Origin of the sequence: Sphingomonas sp. Leaf28, from assembly GCF_001421685.1 — a bacterium.
GTDB classification, from domain to species: Bacteria; Pseudomonadota; Alphaproteobacteria; order Sphingomonadales; family Sphingomonadaceae; genus Sphingomonas; species Sphingomonas aurantiaca.
The window spans coordinates 474,213-492,936 of the sequence record NZ_LMKX01000009.1 but is presented as its reverse complement, the minus strand read 5'-3'; the positions used below and the strand labels follow the sequence as shown (position 1 = coordinate 492,936).

At 67.3% G+C, this 18,724-nt stretch carries 17 protein-coding genes and 1 pseudogene; 4 read left to right on the top strand and 14 right to left on the bottom strand.

The window, feature by feature from the left end:
• Window positions 1–3: 3 nt before the first annotated feature.
• The 3 genes from ASE79_RS15435 to ASE79_RS15430 all read right to left on the bottom strand — a co-directional run bounded on the left by ASE79_RS15435 (window position 4) and on the right by ASE79_RS15430 (window position 3,081).
• Window positions 4–1,269 carry an NAD(P)/FAD-dependent oxidoreductase gene (locus ASE79_RS15435; RefSeq protein ID WP_056418420.1) on the bottom strand — a complete coding sequence of 422 codons (1,266 nt, stop codon included), beginning with the start codon at window positions 1,267–1,269 and terminating at the stop codon, window positions 4–6.
• A 167-nt stretch (window positions 1,270–1,436) separates the two neighbouring features.
• Window positions 1,437–1,598, bottom strand: a complete 162-nt coding sequence (locus ASE79_RS21060) for a hypothetical protein (protein ID WP_156359718.1) — start codon at window positions 1,596–1,598, stop codon at window positions 1,437–1,439.
• Window positions 1,599–1,698: 100 nt separating this feature from the next.
• Complete coding sequence (locus ASE79_RS15430; protein ID WP_056418417.1) at window positions 1,699–3,081, bottom strand: helix-turn-helix domain-containing protein; 1,383 nt, start codon at window positions 3,079–3,081, stop codon at window positions 1,699–1,701.
• 244 nt (window positions 3,082–3,325) lie between these two features.
• On the opposite strand from ASE79_RS15430, the gene ASE79_RS21460 reads away from it, so the two are divergent.
• From ASE79_RS21460 to ASE79_RS15420, 3 genes are all read left to right on the top strand, one after another.
• A complete protein-coding gene (locus tag ASE79_RS21460; RefSeq protein WP_167398800.1) occupies window positions 3,326–3,490 on the top strand; it encodes a hypothetical protein in 165 nt (54 codons plus the stop codon).
• Between the two features lie 293 nt (window positions 3,491–3,783).
• Window positions 3,784–4,770: a cation diffusion facilitator family transporter gene (locus tag ASE79_RS15425; RefSeq protein ID WP_056418414.1), complete on the top strand. Its 987-nt coding sequence runs from the start codon at window positions 3,784–3,786 to the stop codon at window positions 4,768–4,770.
• A 56-nt stretch (window positions 4,771–4,826) separates the two neighbouring features.
• Window positions 4,827–5,480, top strand: coding sequence for a hypothetical protein (locus ASE79_RS15420; RefSeq protein WP_056418411.1), 654 nt, complete (start codon window positions 4,827–4,829; stop codon window positions 5,478–5,480).
• Here ASE79_RS15420 and ASE79_RS15415 read toward each other — a convergent pair.
• The gene (locus ASE79_RS15415) at window positions 5,477–6,124 is read right to left on the bottom strand and encodes a DUF4893 domain-containing protein (protein ID WP_082445342.1); all 648 of its coding nucleotides are present in this window, start codon (window positions 6,122–6,124) and stop codon (window positions 5,477–5,479) included. The two genes, ASE79_RS15420 and ASE79_RS15415, sit on opposite strands and share 4 nt — an antisense overlap.
• 33 nt (window positions 6,125–6,157) lie before the next feature.
• Window positions 6,158–6,943: a 3-hydroxybutyrate dehydrogenase gene (locus tag ASE79_RS15410; RefSeq protein ID WP_056418647.1), complete on the bottom strand. Its 786-nt coding sequence runs from the start codon at window positions 6,941–6,943 to the stop codon at window positions 6,158–6,160.
• Between the two features lie 104 nt (window positions 6,944–7,047).
• Here ASE79_RS15410 and ASE79_RS15405 point away from each other — a divergent pair, with 104 nt between their 5' ends.
• On the top strand, window positions 7,048–7,962 hold the full coding sequence (locus ASE79_RS15405) for a neutral zinc metallopeptidase (protein ID WP_056418409.1): 915 nt from the start codon (window positions 7,048–7,050) through the stop codon (window positions 7,960–7,962).
• A 53-nt stretch (window positions 7,963–8,015) separates the two neighbouring features.
• On the opposite strand, the gene ASE79_RS15400 is transcribed toward ASE79_RS15405, so the two are convergent.
• From ASE79_RS15400 to ASE79_RS15365, 9 genes and pseudogenes are all read right to left on the bottom strand, one after another.
• The gene (locus ASE79_RS15400; protein ID WP_056418405.1) at window positions 8,016–8,297 is read right to left on the bottom strand and encodes a DUF427 domain-containing protein; all 282 of its coding nucleotides are present in this window, start codon (window positions 8,295–8,297) and stop codon (window positions 8,016–8,018) included.
• A gap of 11 nt (window positions 8,298–8,308) precedes the next feature.
• On the bottom strand, window positions 8,309–8,665 hold the full coding sequence (locus ASE79_RS15395; protein WP_056418644.1) for an ArsC family reductase: 357 nt from the start codon (window positions 8,663–8,665) through the stop codon (window positions 8,309–8,311).
• Window positions 8,666–8,735: 70 nt separating this feature from the next.
• The gene (locus ASE79_RS15390) at window positions 8,736–9,845 is read right to left on the bottom strand and encodes a Ca2+-dependent phosphoinositide-specific phospholipase C (protein WP_056418403.1); all 1,110 of its coding nucleotides are present in this window, start codon (window positions 9,843–9,845) and stop codon (window positions 8,736–8,738) included.
• Window positions 9,845–12,517, bottom strand: coding sequence for a TonB-dependent receptor (locus tag ASE79_RS15385; RefSeq protein WP_200910391.1), 2,673 nt, complete (start codon window positions 12,515–12,517; stop codon window positions 9,845–9,847). Before ASE79_RS15385 ends, ASE79_RS15390 begins: the two co-directional genes overlap by 1 nt.
• A 133-nt stretch (window positions 12,518–12,650) precedes the next feature.
• Window positions 12,651–13,325 (bottom strand): hypothetical protein, encoded by a 675-nt coding sequence (locus tag ASE79_RS21980; protein WP_323755140.1) that lies wholly within the window; start codon window positions 13,323–13,325, stop codon window positions 12,651–12,653.
• Window positions 13,314–14,528 (bottom strand): annotated as a pseudogene (locus ASE79_RS21975) (beta-L-arabinofuranosidase domain-containing protein); the annotation flags it as partial. The gene ASE79_RS21980 and the pseudogene ASE79_RS21975, both read right to left, overlap by 12 nt.
• 133 nt (window positions 14,529–14,661) lie before the next feature.
• Window positions 14,662–15,252, bottom strand: a complete 591-nt coding sequence (gene pnuC / locus ASE79_RS15375; protein ID WP_056418400.1) for a nicotinamide riboside transporter PnuC — start codon at window positions 15,250–15,252, stop codon at window positions 14,662–14,664.
• Entirely contained in the window at window positions 15,249–16,403 is a 1,155-nt protein-coding gene (locus tag ASE79_RS15370) for a phosphotransferase enzyme family protein (protein WP_056418397.1), read from the bottom strand. Before ASE79_RS15370 ends, pnuC begins: the two co-directional genes overlap by 4 nt.
• A gap of 1 nt (window position 16,404) precedes the next feature.
• Window positions 16,405–18,708, bottom strand: a complete 2,304-nt coding sequence (locus ASE79_RS15365; RefSeq protein ID WP_056418394.1) for a TonB-dependent receptor — start codon at window positions 18,706–18,708, stop codon at window positions 16,405–16,407.
• Window positions 18,709–18,724: the final 16 nt, after the last annotated feature.

The following is an 18,724-nucleotide window of genomic DNA, read 5'->3' as shown; positions in this document are numbered from 1 at the left end:
ACGTCAGCGTTCGACTGCGGGAGTGCCGAGCGTCTTGAGGTCGATCGACAGATCCGCGAGCAGCGCCGGCTCGACCGCGACCGCTCCGGCGACCAGCGCACGACCCTGCACGTAATCGCGGACCCGGTTGACGCAGTCCAGCGCGATGACCCGGCCCTCTTTGAGATACACGACCGAGAAGCTGCGGCTGTCCGGATCGCCGCGCACGACCGCGTGGTCATATCCCGACAATAGCCCGACGGTCTGAAGCTTCAGATCATATTGGTTCGACCAGAACCACGGCACCGCGTGATAGGCCTCGGACGTCCCGGTGAGCAGTTTCGCGACGATCGTCGCCTGATCGTTGGCGTTCTGCACCGATTCCAGGCGGATCACGCGCCCGCCCGCAAACGCATTGGCGTGCGCGGCGCAATCGCCGATCGCCAAGACGTCGGGCAGCGTCGTGCGACACCGATCATCGACACGCACGCCGCCGCCGCTGTCCGCACCGACGCACGCCGCGCCGGCCGCCAGCAGCGGCGCGACCGCGGGGACGATACCGATCCCGACGATCACCATCTGGCACGCCAAGACCTCGCCATCGCCGAGACGGACGCCGCTGACCACGCCGGCGGCGTCCTCGACTCCCGCCACCGCGACACCCGTCCGGATCTCGACGCCGTGCGCGCGGTGCTCCGCCTCGTAGAATCGCGAGAGCGCCTCGCCCGTGACGCGCGACAGCACGCGGTCCTGCGCCTCCAGCACCGTGACCTGCTTGCCGAGCTTGGTGAGCACGGCCGCCGCCTCGAGCCCGATATACCCGCCACCGATCACGACGACCCGATCGACCGTGGGCATCTCCGCGATCATCCGATCGACATCGGCGCGCGTGCGGACACTGTGTACGCCGGTGAGCGCAGGCGGCATGCACGAGAGGCGCCGCGGCACGCCGCCGGTCGCCCAGATCAGCGTGCCATAGTCGATGGCGTGCCCCGTGGCGGTCGTCACCCGATGCGCGGCGGGGTCGACCGCGACGACGGCGCACCCCGGCAGCAGCGTGATCAGGCGATCGTTCCAGAACGAAGCCGGGCGCAGCAGGGTACGCTCGAACGGCTTGTCCCCCGCCAGATACTCCTTCGACAAGGGCGGGCGCTCATAAGGCAATGACGCCTCGTCGCCGAGCAGCGCGATCGTCCCCTCGAACCCGCGCTGCCGCAACGCGATCGCCGCCTGCGCGCCGGCATGGCCCGCACCGACGATCAGCACGTCGTACCGATCAGGCTGCGGCATGCGCTATCCTTGCGAAAGCGTAGCGTCGCGTCGTACGTTCAAAGGCGGGCCGAAAAGCAACCATCATCGCCATGGGCTATTGCGAAGCCATGGGCCCGTCAACGCACGCCGCACCACGGCGCCCGCCGGCAGTCGCGACCGACCGCCGGCCGCGCCGACCATCCCGCCTAGTCGATGATCTCATGCAGGTGGCGCGCGGCGCGTCGCCGCTTGTCTCGCTTCTTGGGAAACAGCTTTTCGAGCATGATCAGCGTCGTCGCGATGACAACAAACATAGTGATCAGGAAGATCGCCGAGTCCGATGTCCAGTCTATGTTGATCAGGCGCATGTTCTTTGCTTACCATTTCTGCATCGCGAGCCGAAGATATAGCGGAAAGGGGGCACCGCGCCAACCGATGCTTCGCGCGATACGGGCCTGCCGCCCGGTATCAGTCGCCGGCGAACGTCAGCGCCGATGTCCGCCGCTCGCGTTCGTTGATCAGCAGCGCGCGGCCGGCGGGGGCGATCGAGCGCTGCGGGCAGTCGTTGCGGAAACAGGCGCGACAGCCAAGGCCGATCGGCATCGCCCGCCCCGCCAGATCGAACCCGCTCGCCGCCGCCAGTTCGCCCGCCTGCGACGCCGCGACGCCCAGGCCGATCGCGAATTCGGCATGGACCGCGCCGTAGCGGCTGCCCTGCGGCGTCACGGTGCGCGCCATCGTCAGCCAGCGCGCGCCGTCCTCGAGTTCGACGAGCTGGACGACCAGGCTGCCGGGCCGGTCGAACGCGTGATGCAGCCGCCACAAGGGGCAGCGCCCGTCGGCCTCGACCAGCGCGGCGCCGCTCGCGCCGGGATAGCGCTTCGACGCCTGCCCCGCGCGGTCGATCCGGATCATGAAGAAGGGCAGACCGCGCGCGCCGACTCGTTGAAGCGTCGTCAGCCGGTGCGCGACCTGCTCGAACCCTGCGCCGAACCGGCGTTGCAGCAGCTCGATGTCGTAGCCGGTCGTCTCGCAGCCGCGCAGGAACCGCGCATAGGGCATCATCAGCGCGGCGGCGAAATAGCCGAGCAGGTGGCGGCGATACAGCCGTTCGGCGGCGCGATCGGTGAAGCCCGCGCCTTTCGCCAGCGCGTCGATCTCCGCCTTCGCCTCGATCTGCCCGAGCTGGAACGCGACCGCGAAGGTTCGCGAGGCGGGGTCGAGCATCTCGCTCAGCTGCAACTGGCGCGCATGCAGATCGAGCCGGCGCAACATATCGGGCAGCACGTCGGCGGGCAGGACCCGGATCGTCAGGCCGTGCTTGGCGCGCAACCGCTCGGCGATCGCGCCGTACAGGTCGCCCGCGCCCAGCCGCAATTCATCCGCCAGCGCCTCGGCCGCCGCGTCGAGATCGGCGAAATGGTTGCGCCAACGCTCGATCTCGCGGCGGACGAGAGTCACCGGGTCGTCGCCCGCCTCGACCACCGCGCCGCCGTCGATCCGGTCAAACACGCGCGCGAAGGCCGCGGCGCCGCCGGGCGCGCTGGCGAGCCATTCCTCGACCTCGTTGCGGTCGATCTCGAGATCCGCGAACATCGGGTCCGCCAGCCGCCGGCGCAGCGCGTCGGCGCCACCACCGGGTTCGGCCGCGGTCAGCGAGCGCGGATCGAAGTCGAAGCTTTCCGCCAGCTTGATCAGCAACGTCGCCGAGACAGGCCGCTGGTTGCGCTCGACGAGGTTGAGATAGCTCGGGCTGATCGCGAGCCGGTCGGCCATCGCCGCCTGCGTGAGCCCCGCCCCGCGCCGCAACCGCCGGATCGCATGCCCCGCCAGCAATTTCCGTTCCGCCATCGCAAAGCCTCCTGTCACGATGTTTACAGTTCGACACGCGATATACAAGGAGGGTGGACATCGCGACGCTGGTGCAGTGCGATGCCGCCTTCCAACCCCGCGGCATCGCCCGCTATTGATCGTGCATCGCCTCTCTCGGCACACCGATACTGTAAAGAGAGAGACAAAGTGATCTTGCCGGTGCCTTGGAGGCAACCGCGCGAGCCCTGCCGATCCACCGGCCCTATATCGAAGGAGGCAAGCCATGCAGACGACCACCGAACAACCCCGCGCCCGCGCCGTCTTCTCCACCAACGATTTCGCGCTGATGAAGGAAGTGCTCGGCGAGATGATCAGCAAGACCTCGATCGACGACGCCCGGCTGATGCGGATGAGTGCGCTGTACCACCGCCTCGGCCGGCTTGGCTGACCGTTTCACACCGTTTCCTGGGGAGGAAAGAGGTCCTCCGGTGGTTCGTCCACCGGCGGGCTTTCTCGTTTTCCGGCAGGGCGCCCTGCCCGCCTCTTCCGTCATCCTGACGCAAGTCAGGCCCCAGGGTTACGAGCGCCAGCGTTTGTGGCTCTGGGTCCTGACTTTCGTCAGGATGACGGGGGGGTAAAGCGATCGACCCGAATGATCGTGATCTTCGCGCCCGACCACGTACCCCAACCCGTTACGAAACCGCCCCTTTCCAACCGGGCCCTCTCGTGTAGGACGGCGCGATGGCCAAGACACTGACCGCTCGCATCAAGGACGACATCGTCCTGTACGGCGCCCTCGCCGCCAATCTCGGGATCGGCGTGGCGAAATTCGTCGCCGCCGGGCTGACCGGATCGTCGTCGATGCTCACCGAAGGATTTCACTCGGTGGTCGACAGCGGCAACCAGGTGCTGCTGCTCTACGGCCAGAAAAAGGCCAAGCGCCCCGCCGACGAGGCGCACCCGTTCGGCTATGGCCGCGAGCTGTATTTCTGGGCGTTCGTCGTCGCGCTCCTGATCTTCGCGATCGGCGCGGGCGTCTCGATCTTCGAAGGCTGGCGGCATATCCAGGAGCCCGAACCGCTGACCAGCCCGACGATCAACTATGTCGTGCTGGCGATCTCGTTCGCGCTCGAGGGCAGCAGCTGGACGATCGCGGTCCGCGAGTTTGCGAAGGCCAAGGGCGACATGGGCTGGTGGGACGCGATCCACCGGTCGAAGGATCCCGCGGGCTTCATCGTGCTGTTCGAGGATTCGGCGGCGCTGGCAGGGCTGGTGATCGCCGGGATCGGCATCTGGGCGAGCCACGCCTTCAACGAGCCGCGGATCGACGGCGCCGCCTCGATCGCGATCGGCGTGATCCTCGCGCTCGTCGCAGTGCTGCTCGCGCGTGAATCGAAGGGCTTGCTGATCGGGGAGCGCGCGGATCCCGCAATCATCGCCACGATCCGCCGGATCGTCGCGGCGCATCCGGCGATCATCTCGGTCAACCATGTCCGCACGATCCATACCGCGCCCGACAGCATCTTCGCCGCGATCAGCGCGGATTTCGACGATGCGGTGACGATGGGCAATGGCGAGACGATGATCGAGACGATGGAGGACGAACTCCGCGCCGCGGTACCGACGCTGTCGTCCATCTATATCCGCCCCGAGAAGCGCGAAAACGCGACGCTCGCCCCGGTGACGACGGCGACGGGCGCTGCCGGCAAAACTACCACGCCAAGCTGATCCAAATCAGACGCATCCTACTGGCAAGATTGAAGATTCGGCGATAGCATCCGCGCATGAAACCGCTCCTACGCCTGATCGCCCTGCTCTGCCTTTGCGTCGGATACGCGCTGCCCGCGCAAGCGGCGGTGACGATCACATTCTGGAGCCACGAGCTCGGCAACAGCTTCCCGCACGCGTTCTTCACGTTGCGCGGCGTGCCCGATGCGGGCGGTGCACCGGTCGATGCGAATTTCGGCTTCACCGCGAAGTCGGTTTCACCCGCGTTGCTGATGGGCCCGGTCGCGGGGAAGCTCGACATCGCCCGGCCGACGTACATTGCGGGCAGCGACGCGCAGTTCTCGGTCGTGATGACCGACGCGCAATATACTGCGGTGCTGCAGCTCGTCGACGCGTGGAGCGAGGGGAAACCCGACAGCGTCTATCGGCTCGGCGACCATAATTGCGTGCATTTCGTCAAGGAGGCGGCGCGACTGGTCGGCTTGACCGCGCTCGATCAGCCCAAGCTGATGAAGAAGCCGCGATCCTATCTGAAGGCGGTCCTCGCCGACAATGCCGGGCGGGTCACCCCCGTCGAGATGCACGGCAAGGCCTATCTCGCGAGCCTGGGCCCCGTCGCACCGGCAATCGCGGCGGCGCAGGCCCCGTCGACCGTGCCCGGCATCGTGACGACGACCGCCACGCCACCGGTGCCGGTCACCACGCGCTAATCCGCGGGGACGAGCTCGACCACGTCGAGCACCGATTCGAAGCGCGGATAGGGTAGCACGACTCGCCAGCGCCGCTCGGCGATCCGCTCGATCAGCCCCGCCATGTCGCGGTTCGCATCGCGGCCATACGACATCGGCCGCTTTTCATCGCCGAGTTGCATCGTCCCGAGGAAGATCGCGCGCGCATCGGTGTCGGGATAGATCGTGCCGACCGGACGCTGCGACCCGTCGAGCTTGGTCAGACTGACCACCGACTCGCCTTGCGCCGTACCGATCCGGCAGGCGAACCAGCCCGACGCCATGAAGGTCGGGCCGATTCCCGAGCGCGCGCCGAGCTTGAACGTCCGGCACCGATAGGCACCCTCCGGCGGCAGCGGATCGACGAGCGAGCGATCGGGGTTGAACAGCACCGGATCGCGCGCGATCTCGCGTGGGTCGACCTGCGGCAGCGCCGCGACCCACGCCGCGCGCCAGCCGCGCAGCCGGCCACGATCCGCCTCGGTCGCGGCGCGCCGCCAGTTCATGTCGCGGTCGCGACTATCGCGAGCGGAAGCAGGCGCGGCCCCGACCGACCCGATGGCCACGGCGATCGATCCGTACGTCACGAGCCTCTTGCCCGCTACAGTCTTCAGCCAGGTCCGCATCGTCGCTGATCCTCTGTACAAAAACGCGGATATTCAGGCGGCCGTCCAGCCGCCGTCCATCGACAGGTTCGCGCCGGTGATCGCCTTGGCCTCGTCGCGGCACAGGAACAGCGCGAACGCCGCGACCTGCTCGGGCGTGACGAATGCCTTGGTCGGTTGCGCTGCGAGCAGCACGTCGTTCATCACCTGATCGCGAGTGAGGCCGCGCGCCGCCATCGTGTTGGGGATCTGGTTCTCGACCAGCGGCGTCCAGACATAGCCGGGCGAGATGCAGTTGACGGTGATGCCGTCGGTCGCGGTCTCGAGCGCGATCGTCTTGGTCAGCCCGGCGATCGCGTGCTTGGCCATGACATAGGCGGACTTGTTCGGGCTCGCGACCAGCGAATGCGCGGACGCGGTCGAGATGATCCGTCCCCAGCCCGCCGCGCGCATGTGCGGCACCGCCGCGCGCATCATGTGCCACGCCGAGGACAGGTTGATCGCGATGATCGCGTCGAACCGGTCGATCGGGAAGTCGGCAATCCCGGCGACATGCTGGATGCCGGCGTTGTTAACGACGATGTCGACGCTGCCGGTTTCCGACGCGGCGCGCGCGACCATCGCGGCGATCTCGTCGGGCTTCGTCATGTCGGCCGGATCGTACAGCGCCGCCGCACCGCTGGTCCGCGCGAGCGCCGCGCGATCGGCCTCGATCGCCGCTGCATCGCCGAAGCCGTTGAGCACCACCGCGGCGCCCTCGGCCGCGAACGCCCTGGCATAGGCCAGTCCGATCCCCGAGGTGGATCCGGTGATGACCGCGGTCTTGCCCTTCAGGAACATGCGCACTCCCCCCATCGCTTTGGCGCAGCTGATCGTGCTGCCGTGCAACTCTAGCGCCACCTTGCGCATTTCGTTCCCAAGCAGAAACGAAAAGGGGCATTTTCATGCGGCTCGACGATTACGATCCGAATATCAACGTCGAGGACCAGCGCGGCTCGGGCGGCGGCGGCGGCGGCTTTGGCGGTGGCGGCGGGCTGCTGATGGGGCTGTTGCCGATGATCGGGAGCCGCTTCGGGTGCGGCGGCATCGTCGTCGTGCTGATCCTGATGGCGGTGTTCGGCGGCATGGGCGGGCTCGGCGGCCTGCTCGGTGGCGGCCAGTCCTCCGCCCCGACCACGCAGAGCGGCTCGCCGCGCGCGGGCACCAACACGACATCGAGCTGCAACCTGACGCCCGAGAGCAAGGCCGCGTGCAACGCGTTCAGCTCGGCCGACAACACCTGGGAGGCGATCTTCCAGAAGAACGGCCAGCGTTTCGAAGCACCCAAGCTCGTCTTCTTCGACGGCAACGGCCAATCGGGTTGCGGCGCGGCGCAGTCGGCGATGGGGCCGTTTTATTGCCCGACCGACCAGGGCATCTATCTCGACACGAGCTTCTTCAACGAGCTCTCGACCCGCTTCAAGGCTAATGGCGACTTCGCGCAGGACTATGTGATCGCGCACGAGTTCGGCCATCATATCCAGAAGCTGCTTGGTACCAACGCACAGGTCCAGCAGGCGCAGCGCCAGGCCAGCGAGACCGAGGGCAATGCGCTGTCGGTGAAGCTTGAACTCCAGGCGGATTGCTATGCGGGCGTCTGGGCGGCGGCGAACCGGTCGCGGCTCGAGGCAGGCGATATCGAGGAGGGCATGACCGCCGCGCAGGCGATCGGCGACGATACGCTGCAGAAGCAATCGCAGGGCCGCGTGGTGCCCGACAGCTTCACGCACGGCTCGTCGGCGCAACGCCAGTCGTGGTTGAAGCGCGGGCTGGACAGTGGCGACCCTGCGCAGTGCGACACGTTCTCGGGCGCGGTCTGATCTGAGCCGACGATCCTCCCTCGAGTGGGGAGGATCGCCGGCCCGATAGCGGCCTAGGCGACCGTCACGCCCTTCCAGAACGCATAGCGTCCCTCGATCTCCGCCGCGGCGGATTTCGGCGTGGGATAATACCAGACCGCATCGACGTTGCGCTTTCCGTCGACGACCAGCGTCTTGTAACTCGCGACGCCCTTCCACGGGCAGTTCGAGTGAGTCGCGCTATCCTCCAGCAGCGCCGCATCGATGCTGTCCGCGGGGAAATAATGATTGCCCTCGACGACGACCGTATCGTCCGACCGGGCGATCTCGTGGCCATTCCATGTAGCGACAGGCATTCCAATCTCCTTCAAGCGTGACCCAGCCCCGCTGCGTCATACCGCTCGGGCGTGAAGCCTACCAGCAGCGTCTCCCCCGCTTCGAGCACCGGGCGCTTGATCATCGACGGCTGCGCCAGCATCAGCGCGACCGCACGATCGGCGTCCAGATCGATGCGCTCGGACTCGGGCAGCTTGCGGAACGTCGTGCCGCTGCGGTTGAGCACCACCTCCCAGCCGGCAATGCCAACCCAACGCCGCAGCCGATCCTCGGCGACGCCCTCTTTCTTGTAGTCATGAAAGACGTACGCGACGCCGTGCGCGTCGAGCCAGCTGCGCGCCTTCTTCATCGTGTCGCAGTTCGGAATTCCGTACAGTTCGACCGTCACGCGTTCATCCTCCATGATCGCCGACGCTTAGACGGTCATCGGAGGGGTGGCGAGAGCGCGGCAGCGGCAGTCAGGGTGCGACCGAGCACGGCGTCGCAACGAGCACCGGGTTGCACCGCGCCATCGCACCACCGGGCAGCGTGACCGCGAAGCCGAACGCCTGCGGATCGGGTGCGCCCGGATAATAATCGGTGCTGACCGCCTGCGCGCCGCTGTCCGCCGCCGCCTTCGCCTTGGTCAGGTCGTGCGTGCGCGCTTCGACGGTGTTGGCATCGGTCCGCGTCCGGACGATCACGCCGGCCTTCACCCAGGCGCGGATCCTGGCGGCGTCGACCAGCGGATCCTGGACGATCTGGATCGCGCTTTCGGGCTCGCCATCGGGATACCAGCCGAACATCGCGCGCCCGCGCAGCGATGGATGCCCCGCACGATAGACATTCGAGACCGCGGGACGGACGTCGAACAGGACGTAGATCCGCCCCCGTGCGGCCTCCAGCGTCGGCCATCCGGACTCGTGGACTGCGGCGGACAGCGTTGCCGCCCTGCCCCGGACCTCGTCCGGAACGATCAGCCGCCGCCCCGGTATCGCCTGCCGGATCTCGCGGTCCAGCGAGTCGAGCAGCGCTCCATCGTCGAGCGGCAACGGCGCCGCGACCTGCGCCGAGGCCTGCGTATCGGCGGCGTTGATCGTGATCATGATCGGCAAGTGCCGCGGATGTGCGCGCGACCACGCATCGACCACGCCGAGGCACCGCCGCAGCGTGACGCAGGTCGAGATGTAATCGATGTCGGGGACGTGGAACACCTTGTACCCCGGTCGCAGCATCGCCGCCCGGTCGAACGCGGTCGTCTCGCCTGCCGCCTGCGCGAGCCGTTCGCCCTTCGGATCGGCATAGCGCCCGCCCTTGGGATCGGCGAAGATGTCGATCTCGATCTGCCGCACGCCGCGGTCGAGCTGCGCGTCCAGCGGCAGATGATAATAATCGAGCGCCGCCGCGGTCTTCGGATCGCGCCGCCTGAGCTCGGCCATCACCGCATCCGGGATCCTGGCCTTGAAGCTGTTGTGCGAACCGACGACCTGGACGTCGTTCATCCGGGCCGGGGCGCGATCGGGTTTGGCGGCCTGGGTCGAGCCGCCGATCGACAGCGCGGCGAGCAGCGCGAGACGTGCGAACCGCATCAGAATTCCGCCCGCACGCCGAACAACACGGTCCGCCCCCAATAGTTGATCTCGCCGAACCGCACGTCCTTGTCGTTATAGGTGTAGAGATGCGCGCCCGACAGGTTGATCGCCTCCAGGCTGACCGTCACCCGATCGCTCGCCTTGACCGAGATGTTGCCGTCGAGCGATCCGAACGGCGCGGTATAGACCGGCGCCTGCGTCGTGCTGCCGGTGCCCGACAGATACCGGTCGCGCCACACATAGGACAGCCGGGTCGAGATCGGCCCCTTCTCGTAGAAGCCGGTGATGTTGGCGCTGTTCTTCGACAGCCCGATCAGCTCGTCGCGGATCGGCCGCGCGCCCGCCGTGTAGCTCGCCTTGACCGAGGTGTGCGTATAGGACGCCTGCACACCGAGCCCGTCGAACGGTGCGGGCAGGAAGGTGAGCACCTGGTTATACGCCGCCTCGACGCCGTAGACCTTCGCGTCGCCGCCGTTCACCTGCGTCGACAGCAGCACCGTGCCGCGACCGGGGATGTCGATATTGACGTTCTGCTGCGTGATGTAATCGTCCATCGCCTTGTAGAACACCGCACCCGTCAGCGACCCCGCGCGGTTGAAATACCATTCGAGCGATCCGTCGAACTGCGTGGCGAGGAACGGCACCAGCTGCGGGTTGCCGCCGCTCGCGGTCGGCGCGTCGGTCGACACGGTGATCCGCGGTGCGCTGTCGGTGACGTTGGGGCGCGTGAGCACCCGGCTCGCGGCGAGGCGCCCGACCAAGTCGTGCGTCAGCTCGGCGCGCAGGTTGAAGCTCGGCAGCCAGTTGTTGAACGTCTTGGGAAAGCTGGCCGGCGTCGCGACATTGCCCGTCGTCAGTGTGCCGCTCGCGACCTGATCGGTATGGACGTAGCGCACGCCGATATTGCCCGTGACCGGCACCGCGCCGACGTCGAAGCCGTAATCGGCGCGGGCATAGGCGCCCCAGATCTTCTCCTTCACGACGAACGACGAGCGGAGGTCGCCCGCGGTCAGCGGCGATCCCTGGACCGCAGGCGTGAAGAACGCGTCGAGATAGGCCTGCGTCACGGGGACGAGGAACTGGCGCACCGTGTTACCCGCCACGCCTTTCAGGAAGTCGTCGTACGGCAGCTGTTCATAGGCGCCCGCCCCCAGCGACGAGAGCGGCGTGTTGGCGGCCGGGGTGACGTTGAAATCGCGCCGGAAATAGTCGCGCTTGCGCCAGTGATATTCGCCCCCCGCCGCCAGCTTGGTGACGAACCCGACGAAATCACGCGACAGATCGGCACGCGTATAGAAGTCCCAGTCCTTGCTGTCCTTGGGCGCGATATTGAACTGGTATAGCTGGTAATTGGCAGGATTGGTCGCGTCGACCGGCGTCGTGAAGGTCGGGATCGTCTTGTACCCGGCCGATCCGTCATAGGTGAGCGGCGCGAAGAACATCGCGCGGCTGCGTACCGTGCCCTCGTTGTAGTTCGGGTGATAGCTGTGCGCGCTCGACCAGTTCACCGCGCCCGACGCATGCCAGGCATCCGAATCCCAGGTCTGCCGCAGCCCGATGTTGAGCAGGTCGTGGCGATTGAGGCTGTACTCGCGCGACGCCATGAAACGCACATCGTTGATCGTCGCAGCGACCACCGTATCGCCGTCGAGCTTGACGCTGCCGGGGACGATCACCGGGCGATGCCCCGCGACGCTCGCATCGTCGGGATAGATGTCGAGGCCGAATTCGTCATAGGCGACGTCGAGCCGGGTCGCGAGAATGTCGAGCGTCGTCTCGAACTCGGCGTTCGGCTTCCACTGCGCGGACACCATGCCCGAGATGCGCTTGCGATCCTCCGTCTCGATCGTCGGCCGCGTGCGAGTCGGCGTGTAGAGACCGGCGGCGAGCCCGCCCGAGGCGGGGGCGGTGAACTTGTTGAGGTTCCACCCGAAGTTTAGGAAGCGATCGTTGCGGACCGCCTTCTGCCAATATTGCGCGCCCGCCAGGATGCCGAACGTGCCGCTCGCGTTGGTCGCGCTGGTGATGACCGTCGCGTTGGGCTTCACCTTGTCGGTCTGGCTCGTATAGGTGCCGCGCAGGTTGAGCGTCGTCTTGTTGCCGACGTCGAGCGGGTGGAATGTCTTGACGTCGATATTGCCGCCCAGCGCGCCCTCGGTCATGTTCGCGGTCGGCGTCTTGACGACGTCGATGCTCGAGGTGAACTCGGCGGGCAGCATCTCGAACCGGAACTGGCGACCGTTCGCGCCGCCATTCTCGATCAGGTCGTTCAGCGCGACCGTGCTGCCGTTGAGCAACGTGCTCTGGAACTGCGGCCCCAGCCCGCGCACGCTGACATACAGCCCCTCGCCGCGCGGTCGCGTGATCGTCACGCCCGGGATCATCTGCAGTGCCTCCGCGACGTTCTGCGTCGGGAACTTGCCGATGTCGGTCGAGCTGATCGAGTCGACGCCGTACGCCGCGAGACGCTTGGTCTCGGTCGCGGCGCGCAGGCTGCGGGCGTAGCTGCCCGTGACGACGATCTCGCCGGTCTCGTCGGTGGTCGCGGTCGTAGCGGGAGCGGACGTCGCTGGGGTCGTTGTAGGGCGATCCTGCGCCTGCACGGCGATGCCGCCGGATGTCAGAACAAGCGAAACCGAGGCCAGCAACAGACCTTTACCCATATGCATCGATGATATTCCCCGGTGGCAACGCCGCCACTCCCGGCGCCACTAGGTCTCATCCGCGTCATTTGGACGAACGTTCCAAGACAGTCGGGTTACGTAGCGTAATATTGTGATCCAGCCGGTCCGCCGCGGGAGATCAAGTCGCCGCGGGCGCGACGTCCCAATAGGTCGCATAGCGGTCATGCGCGATGCGGTGATACGGGATCAGCCGCACCGGCTGTCCGCTGGCAGAGGGGATGGTGAACTCGAGCGGCCGGTCGCCTGCGCGGATCGCGCCGGCCAGCGTCTCCGGATCGCCCGCCAGCTTGGGCGCCGCGAACGGCTCCGCATTATACTCGCCATATTTGCGTTCGTTGACGATGATGTCCGCACCCGGCGCCAGCCCGTCCCGCCCGAACGCGCCCGCCAGCACCAGCGGCCCCACCGTGAACGCCACGATGTTGGGCGCCCCCGGCAGGCGCTCGGCGACCGGATGCATGTCCAGGCGGAGTTCCACCACATCGTCGTTCCGCCAGACGCGCGCGATATCGAGGTAACGGCCGGGCGCGGTCGACCGCAGCACCTCGACCCCGTTGACCAGCACGATCGCCGCACGGCTCCAGCCGGGATGCCGCAGCTTGAGCACGATGTCGGTCGGCCGCTTCACCGTCCAGCGCAGCCGCGTCACGGGCTCATCGGGGAACGTCGTCGTCTGCGTCAGCACCGCGTCGCGCTCCCTCCACCGGACGGCCGAGGGCACGAACGCGTTGACGTACAGCGCGCGATCGTCGTGGAAATAGATCGAGTCGCGATATTTGACGTGGTTCTCCATCCCCGTGCCGGTGCAGCACCAGAACGCCGTCTCGGGGGTGTGGTACAGCTTCATATAGCCGGGCCGCGCGCCCTGGAAATAGGTCGCCATGCCCGTATCCGGATCCTGCGACGCGAGGATGCCGTTATACAGCGTCCGCTCGTAGTAATCGGCATAGTGCGCCTGCGGATCGTGCAGGAACAGCGCGCGCGTGAGCTTGAGCATGTTGTGCTGGCAGCAGGTCTCGGATCCCTTCGCCGAGAAGACGTGGCTGGCAAACTCCGCGACCGGAAAGAAATGCTCGTTGTCGCCGTGCCCGCCGGTCGCGAACGACCGGGTCAGCGCCACCGTCTTCCAGAAGAACGCGGCGGCATCGCGATAGTCCGCCTTTCCCGTAATCTCCCACACGCGCTGGAAGCCGATGATCTTGGGGACCTGCGTATTGGCGTGCAGCCCGTCGAGATGATCGCGGCTCCGCGCCAGCGGCGCGAGGATCGCCTTGTGCGAAAACCGCTCCGCCATGACGGCATAGTCGGCGCTGCCGGTCATCGCGTACAGGTCCGCGAACACCTCGTTCATGCCGCCATGCTCGGTATCGAGCATCGACTCGAACTGCGCCGCGTCGAGCGGCCGGCTCGCGACCACCGCCCAGTCGGCGAGCCGCAGCAGGACGGTGCGCGCGGTGTCGCTGTCCGCCAGCAGCGTGGCATCGCGCAGACCCGCAAAGACCTTGTGCAGCGTGTACCAGGGAACCCCGGTGATCGGCGCGCCGCGCAGATGCGCCGCCACCACGGCCGGCCCGTCGGGAAACGCACAGACCAGCCCGCTACCCGACGCCGCCTGGCACGCGGCGAGCTAGCGCGCGATATGCTCGATCCTCGCCTTGAACCGCCGGTCCCCCGTCGAGCGATAGGCGAGCGCACAGGCGGACAGATAATGGCCGAGCGTATGCCCCTGGCAGTTGATGTCCGCCCAGACCGGATCCGACTCCCAGCCGCCATAGACGCTGGCCTTGGGCGGCAACCCGGCATTCACGCGAAAATTGTGCAGCATCCGGTCGGGTTCGAGCGAGAGCAGATAGGCTGACGTCTTGCGCTCCGCCTGCAGGAACGGCCCCTCGCCCAGCGTCACGTCGGCCAGGTCGAAGGGCTTGAGCGCCGCGACCGGGATCCGCGGGGCAGCGTCGGGCGCTGCGGCATAGGTTCCCGCAGACCCGGCCAGCATGCCCGTGAGCAACGCCGCCTTGCCAACGCCGGTCAGGACATGACGACGCGAGGGGCCGCACTGGCAAGGGTCGGTCATCGCGGCATCCTCTTCGACGTCTTATATTTGTCGGAGTCGAGCATGCTCGCCGCTGTCAGGCAACCGTGTCGCCAGCCCCTGTTCGCCCGGCATCGATCGATGCGCGTCGCCATTGCCGATAGCCGATCACCGCCAGCACGATCATCGCCGCATACAGCCCCGCGGTGAGCGCGAGCCCTTTGACCAGGAACATCCCGACATACAGCGTATCGACGCCGATCCACAGCAGCCAGCTCTCGGCATGCCGGCGCGCGGTCCAATATTGCGCGACGAGACTGCAGCTGCTGAGCCCCGCATCCATCCAGGGCAGCGCGGCATCGGTATAGTGGCTGGTGAACCAGCCGATGGCCACCGCCCCCGCCGCGCCCGCCGCCAGTCCCAGCAGCGCCCGCATCGGCCGCAGCGGCGCGACGACGACCTCGCCCGCATCGTCCTTGCCGCGCGCCCAGGCGATCCAGCCATAGAGGATGGCGATCCCGAACAGCGCCTGCAGCACCATGTCGGCGTAGAGCCGGACGTCGAGGAACAGCTTGAAGTACAGCGCGCAGGCGACGAGGCTGACCGGCCAGCACAGCATCCGCCGCGATGCCGTCAGCCAGATTCCGGCGAAACTGACGACGACGGCGACGATCTCGAACGGCGTCATGCGCGCTCGATCCCGCGCAGGAAGCGCCGCCCGGGGGGTGCGAAGAACCAGTCGGCATGCGCGATCAGATAGCCATCCCACGCCATCGCAGCCGAGGCCGGATCGGCGACGACGGCAGTGAAATAATCGACCTCCGACAGCGCGAATTCGAGATGGACGAGCGGCAGCAGCCGGACGATCGCGTCGATATCGGCCCGCCCCAGCGGCACGATCGTCGCATAGCCGTCGAGCAGCGACAGCGCCGACACGGGATCGCCGATCGCATCGTCGTTGCCCTGCCCCAGGTCCAGCCAGCGGATCGCGGTCCGCTCGATCGCGGTCGCGATGTCGTGGGCCGCGGTCGTGCGATCCGCGAGCCCGAAGTCGATCGCGGTCCGCACCGTCCCGTCGTCGCTCCAGAGCAGATTGGACGGATGCCAGTCGTTGTGCGTCCAGAGCGGCGGTTGCTGCGCCATCAGCGCCGGCAGGTCCGCGCCCGCCTGATCAAACAGCCTCGCACACGCCGCCTGCCACGGCCGACCCGCGAGAAACGCGCGCACTGCCGGCCGCGCGGCGACATAGGCGCTCATCGCCGCGATGGAGTCCGCCGCCGGAACGATGCCGAAGCTTGCGACCAGTGGCTGCTGGCGACGCGCCGGTGCATCGAAACCGCGAGCCGCCATGTGCAATTCCGCGAGTGCCACGCCGGCCGCATGCGCGTGATCGCGCGACAGGAACGGCGTCCACGACAGCCGGTCGCGGTACAGGTCCGCGCCGGGCGACTGGCGATGCAGTTCGTACGACCAGTCGCCAACCTTCACGGCGCTCGCCCCGTCGGCCGCGCGCAGGACGTCGGGCACCGACAGCCCCGATGCGGCAAGGTGGGCGATGAACGCATGCTCCTCGCCCAGCCCCTCGCGCGTGCGGACGTGATGATGGTGACGCTTGAGCAGGAAAGGCCCGCGCGTTGTCTGGACCAGCGTGGCGGCGGAAAACGGCCGCGGCGAATGCCAGTGCAGCCCGGTCACCGCCCCCGCCGCCGGAAAGCGCGCGAGCACCGCAGCGGCCTCGTCCGGCGTGATCGCCGGCCAGGTGGGCGCCTCCCACTCCGTGCCCATGCCGTGGACTCGGTGGTCTTCGGGCTCAGGGACGCGCGCGGGGTTCGCTACCATCTCAGAACGCCCGCGAGATCGTCGCCATCACCGCCGCGCCGCTGCCGACATAATAAGCGGGCGCGGTGCCGACGATGACGGTGCCGTTGCGCCCGATCGTGTCCTGCGCGTTGGTGCTGACCGACTGTACGCCGGCGAGGACGTGCGGATCGGTGACGTTGATCGCGTTGACTCGCAGGTCGGTGCGCTTGCCGTCGAGCCAGTCCGCCAGGTGCATGCCGACCGACAGATCGAGCGTCGCATAGCCCTTGATCCGCTCGTCGTTCATGAAGCTCGCATATTGCGCACCGATAGTTTTCGACGCGACGCTGCCGAAGAACCGGCCGTCGTCATAGGTGCCGCCCGCGCCGAACTGGACGGTCGGGCTGGACACCGCGCGGCGGCCGCGGGTCGGCAGGAAGTCCGCACCGACGGGCAGATCGTCGTCGATCCGCGCACGCAGATATTCGCCCGACAAATAGAGACTGACCCCCGCCGCCGGGCGGTAATCGATCTCCGCATCCACCCCGTACGAGGTCTGCCCGCCGGCGTTGATCGTCGTGTTGACCTGCGCCCCGCCATTATCGATCACCGTCGCAAGCTGTCGGTTGCGGAACTTGTAGTGGAAGCCGGTCACCGAGGCGGAGAGCTGCTCGCCGATGAAGCGATAGCCGATCTCCTGCGAGACCGAATATTCGTTCTTGAGGTCGTTGGTCCCCTGCACCACGACCGCGCCGCCATAATAGCTGTTGTAGAGCGTGAATTCGTTGGGCGTGCGGAAGTTGGTGGTAATGTTGGCGAACAGCTGCTGGCGATCGTCGAGCCGGTAGTGGATCGCGGCGCGGGGCAGCGCGGCGAAGCTGTCCTTGCGCACCGCGTCCTGCGGTCCGGGCAGATAGGTCCGGCCGTTGCGCAGCACGCTCACGCCCTTGAACCCCGCCTCGATCGTCAGCCGCGGCGTCAGCGCGATGCTGTCGGCGAGGAAGACGCTCTTGGTCACCGTGACGGTACGCTGGTTCTCATAGGCGAGCAGGCGGCCGTCGGCGGTGCGGATCGCCTTTGCGCGGTACCCCCATCGGTCGGTCGGCTGCCCCTCGGCATCGATCGACGTGTAGGACTGCGTGACGCGGTCGGTGCCGTAATCGAACCAGAGGCCAGCGGTGAGCGTGTGAACGCCTGTCTTCAGCGTGAGCTTGGCGACGGTGCCCGCGCGCATCTGGTCGCCGGTATAGTTGCCGAGCACGGTCGCGACGCCATCGACCGCGCCGGGCAGCGCGATCGGCTGGGCCAGTGCCTCGGTGCCGAGGAAATTCCCCTCCGTGGTCAGCTGAGTCCCATAAGGCGCGTTGCCATAGCCGAACTGGAGATAGCTGGTGGTGTCGAACGCGAGCCGGTCGCTCAGCGCGAGATGCACCGGTGCCGAGGCGTAGAGGTTGCGGAACGGCGCGCGGTACAGCCGCCAGTAGTTGGTGTTCCCAGCGGTGTAGCGCGCATCATAGTTGAACCCGCGCCCCTGCGCGGTCCACTCGGCGAGCGTCGGGCTGGGATAGCTCGACGTGTTCGCGTCGTTATACGACAGCGCGAGGCTGGCCCGGTTGCCCGCGCCCCACTCGTTCAGGATCTTGGCGTCGATGTGCTGGCGCGTGTCGAAGCCCGGCCCCCGCCAGTTGTCCGCGCGGGTGTTCGAATAGGACAGGAAGGCCTTCAGCCCGGTTTGCCCGATCGTACCGCTGTCGACGCGAACGAAGCCGCGCCGCGCCGCATAGCTGCCGAGCGACAGGTCGACGAGCGCACCGGGGCGCGCTTTCGGATCGTCGAGCGCGAGCGACAACAGCCCGCCCGCGCCACCCAGCGTCGGCGAATCGATGTCCACCGAGCCTTGCGCGATCGAGATGCGCTTCAAATTCTCGGGGTCGGCAAACTGCGAGGGATAGGCGTAATAATAGCCGATGTCGTTCTGCGGCGCGCCTTCCATCAGCACGCCGATCTCGTCCTGGCCGAGACCGCGCAGCGTCAGGCTGGAGCTGGTCGACAGGCCGTAGGGATCGCTCGACGCGACATTCGCGCCGGGCAGCAACGTGACGAGCTGGAACGCATTGAGCGTCGGCGCCTGCTTGACGATGAAGTCGGCGGAGATCGCACTCTGCGCGCGCGGCACTTTCTGGTCGGGCAGAAACCCGGCCGAATCCTGCTTGCCGACCACCCGGATCTCGGCGGGTTCGACCGGGTCGGGCGCGACCTGCGCCGCGGCCGACGAGGCGACGAACGCCGCCGACAGCATCAATGCGATGCGCGCCGACCGCCTGCGGTCGCAAGAGGCCGACATCACGAGCGAAAACCGA

Coding starts and splice junctions, on each gene's coding strand:
- ASE79_RS15435 (WP_056418420.1), bottom strand. CDS start 1,269: ATGCCGCAGCCTGATCGGTACGACGTGCTGATCGTCGGTGCGGGCCAT.
- ASE79_RS21060 (WP_156359718.1), bottom strand. CDS start 1,598: ATGCGCCTGATCAACATAGACTGGACATCGGACTCGGCGATCTTCCTG.
- ASE79_RS15430 (WP_056418417.1), bottom strand. CDS start 3,081: ATGGCGGAACGGAAATTGCTGGCGGGGCATGCGATCCGGCGGTTGCGG.
- ASE79_RS21460 (WP_167398800.1), top strand. CDS start 3,326: ATGCAGACGACCACCGAACAACCCCGCGCCCGCGCCGTCTTCTCCACC.
- ASE79_RS15425 (WP_056418414.1), top strand. CDS start 3,784: ATGGCCAAGACACTGACCGCTCGCATCAAGGACGACATCGTCCTGTAC.
- ASE79_RS15420 (WP_056418411.1), top strand. CDS start 4,827: ATGAAACCGCTCCTACGCCTGATCGCCCTGCTCTGCCTTTGCGTCGGA.
- ASE79_RS15415 (WP_082445342.1), bottom strand. CDS start 6,124: ATGCGGACCTGGCTGAAGACTGTAGCGGGCAAGAGGCTCGTGACGTAC.
- ASE79_RS15410 (WP_056418647.1), bottom strand. CDS start 6,943: ATGTTCCTGAAGGGCAAGACCGCGGTCATCACCGGATCCACCTCGGGG.
- ASE79_RS15405 (WP_056418409.1), top strand. CDS start 7,048: ATGCGGCTCGACGATTACGATCCGAATATCAACGTCGAGGACCAGCGC.
- ASE79_RS15400 (WP_056418405.1), bottom strand. CDS start 8,297: ATGCCTGTCGCTACATGGAATGGCCACGAGATCGCCCGGTCGGACGAT.
- ASE79_RS15390 (WP_056418403.1), bottom strand. CDS start 9,845: ATGCGGTTCGCACGTCTCGCGCTGCTCGCCGCGCTGTCGATCGGCGGC.
- ASE79_RS15385 (WP_200910391.1), bottom strand. CDS start 12,517: ATGCATATGGGTAAAGGTCTGTTGCTGGCCTCGGTTTCGCTTGTTCTG.
- ASE79_RS21980 (WP_323755140.1), bottom strand. CDS start 13,325: ATGGAGAACCACGTCAAATATCGCGACTCGATCTATTTCCACGACGAT.
- pnuC (WP_056418400.1), bottom strand. CDS start 15,252: ATGACGCCGTTCGAGATCGTCGCCGTCGTCGTCAGTTTCGCCGGAATC.
- ASE79_RS15370 (WP_056418397.1), bottom strand. CDS start 16,403: ATGGTAGCGAACCCCGCGCGCGTCCCTGAGCCCGAAGACCACCGAGTC.
- ASE79_RS15365 (WP_056418394.1), bottom strand. CDS start 18,708: ATGTCGGCCTCTTGCGACCGCAGGCGGTCGGCGCGCATCGCATTGATG.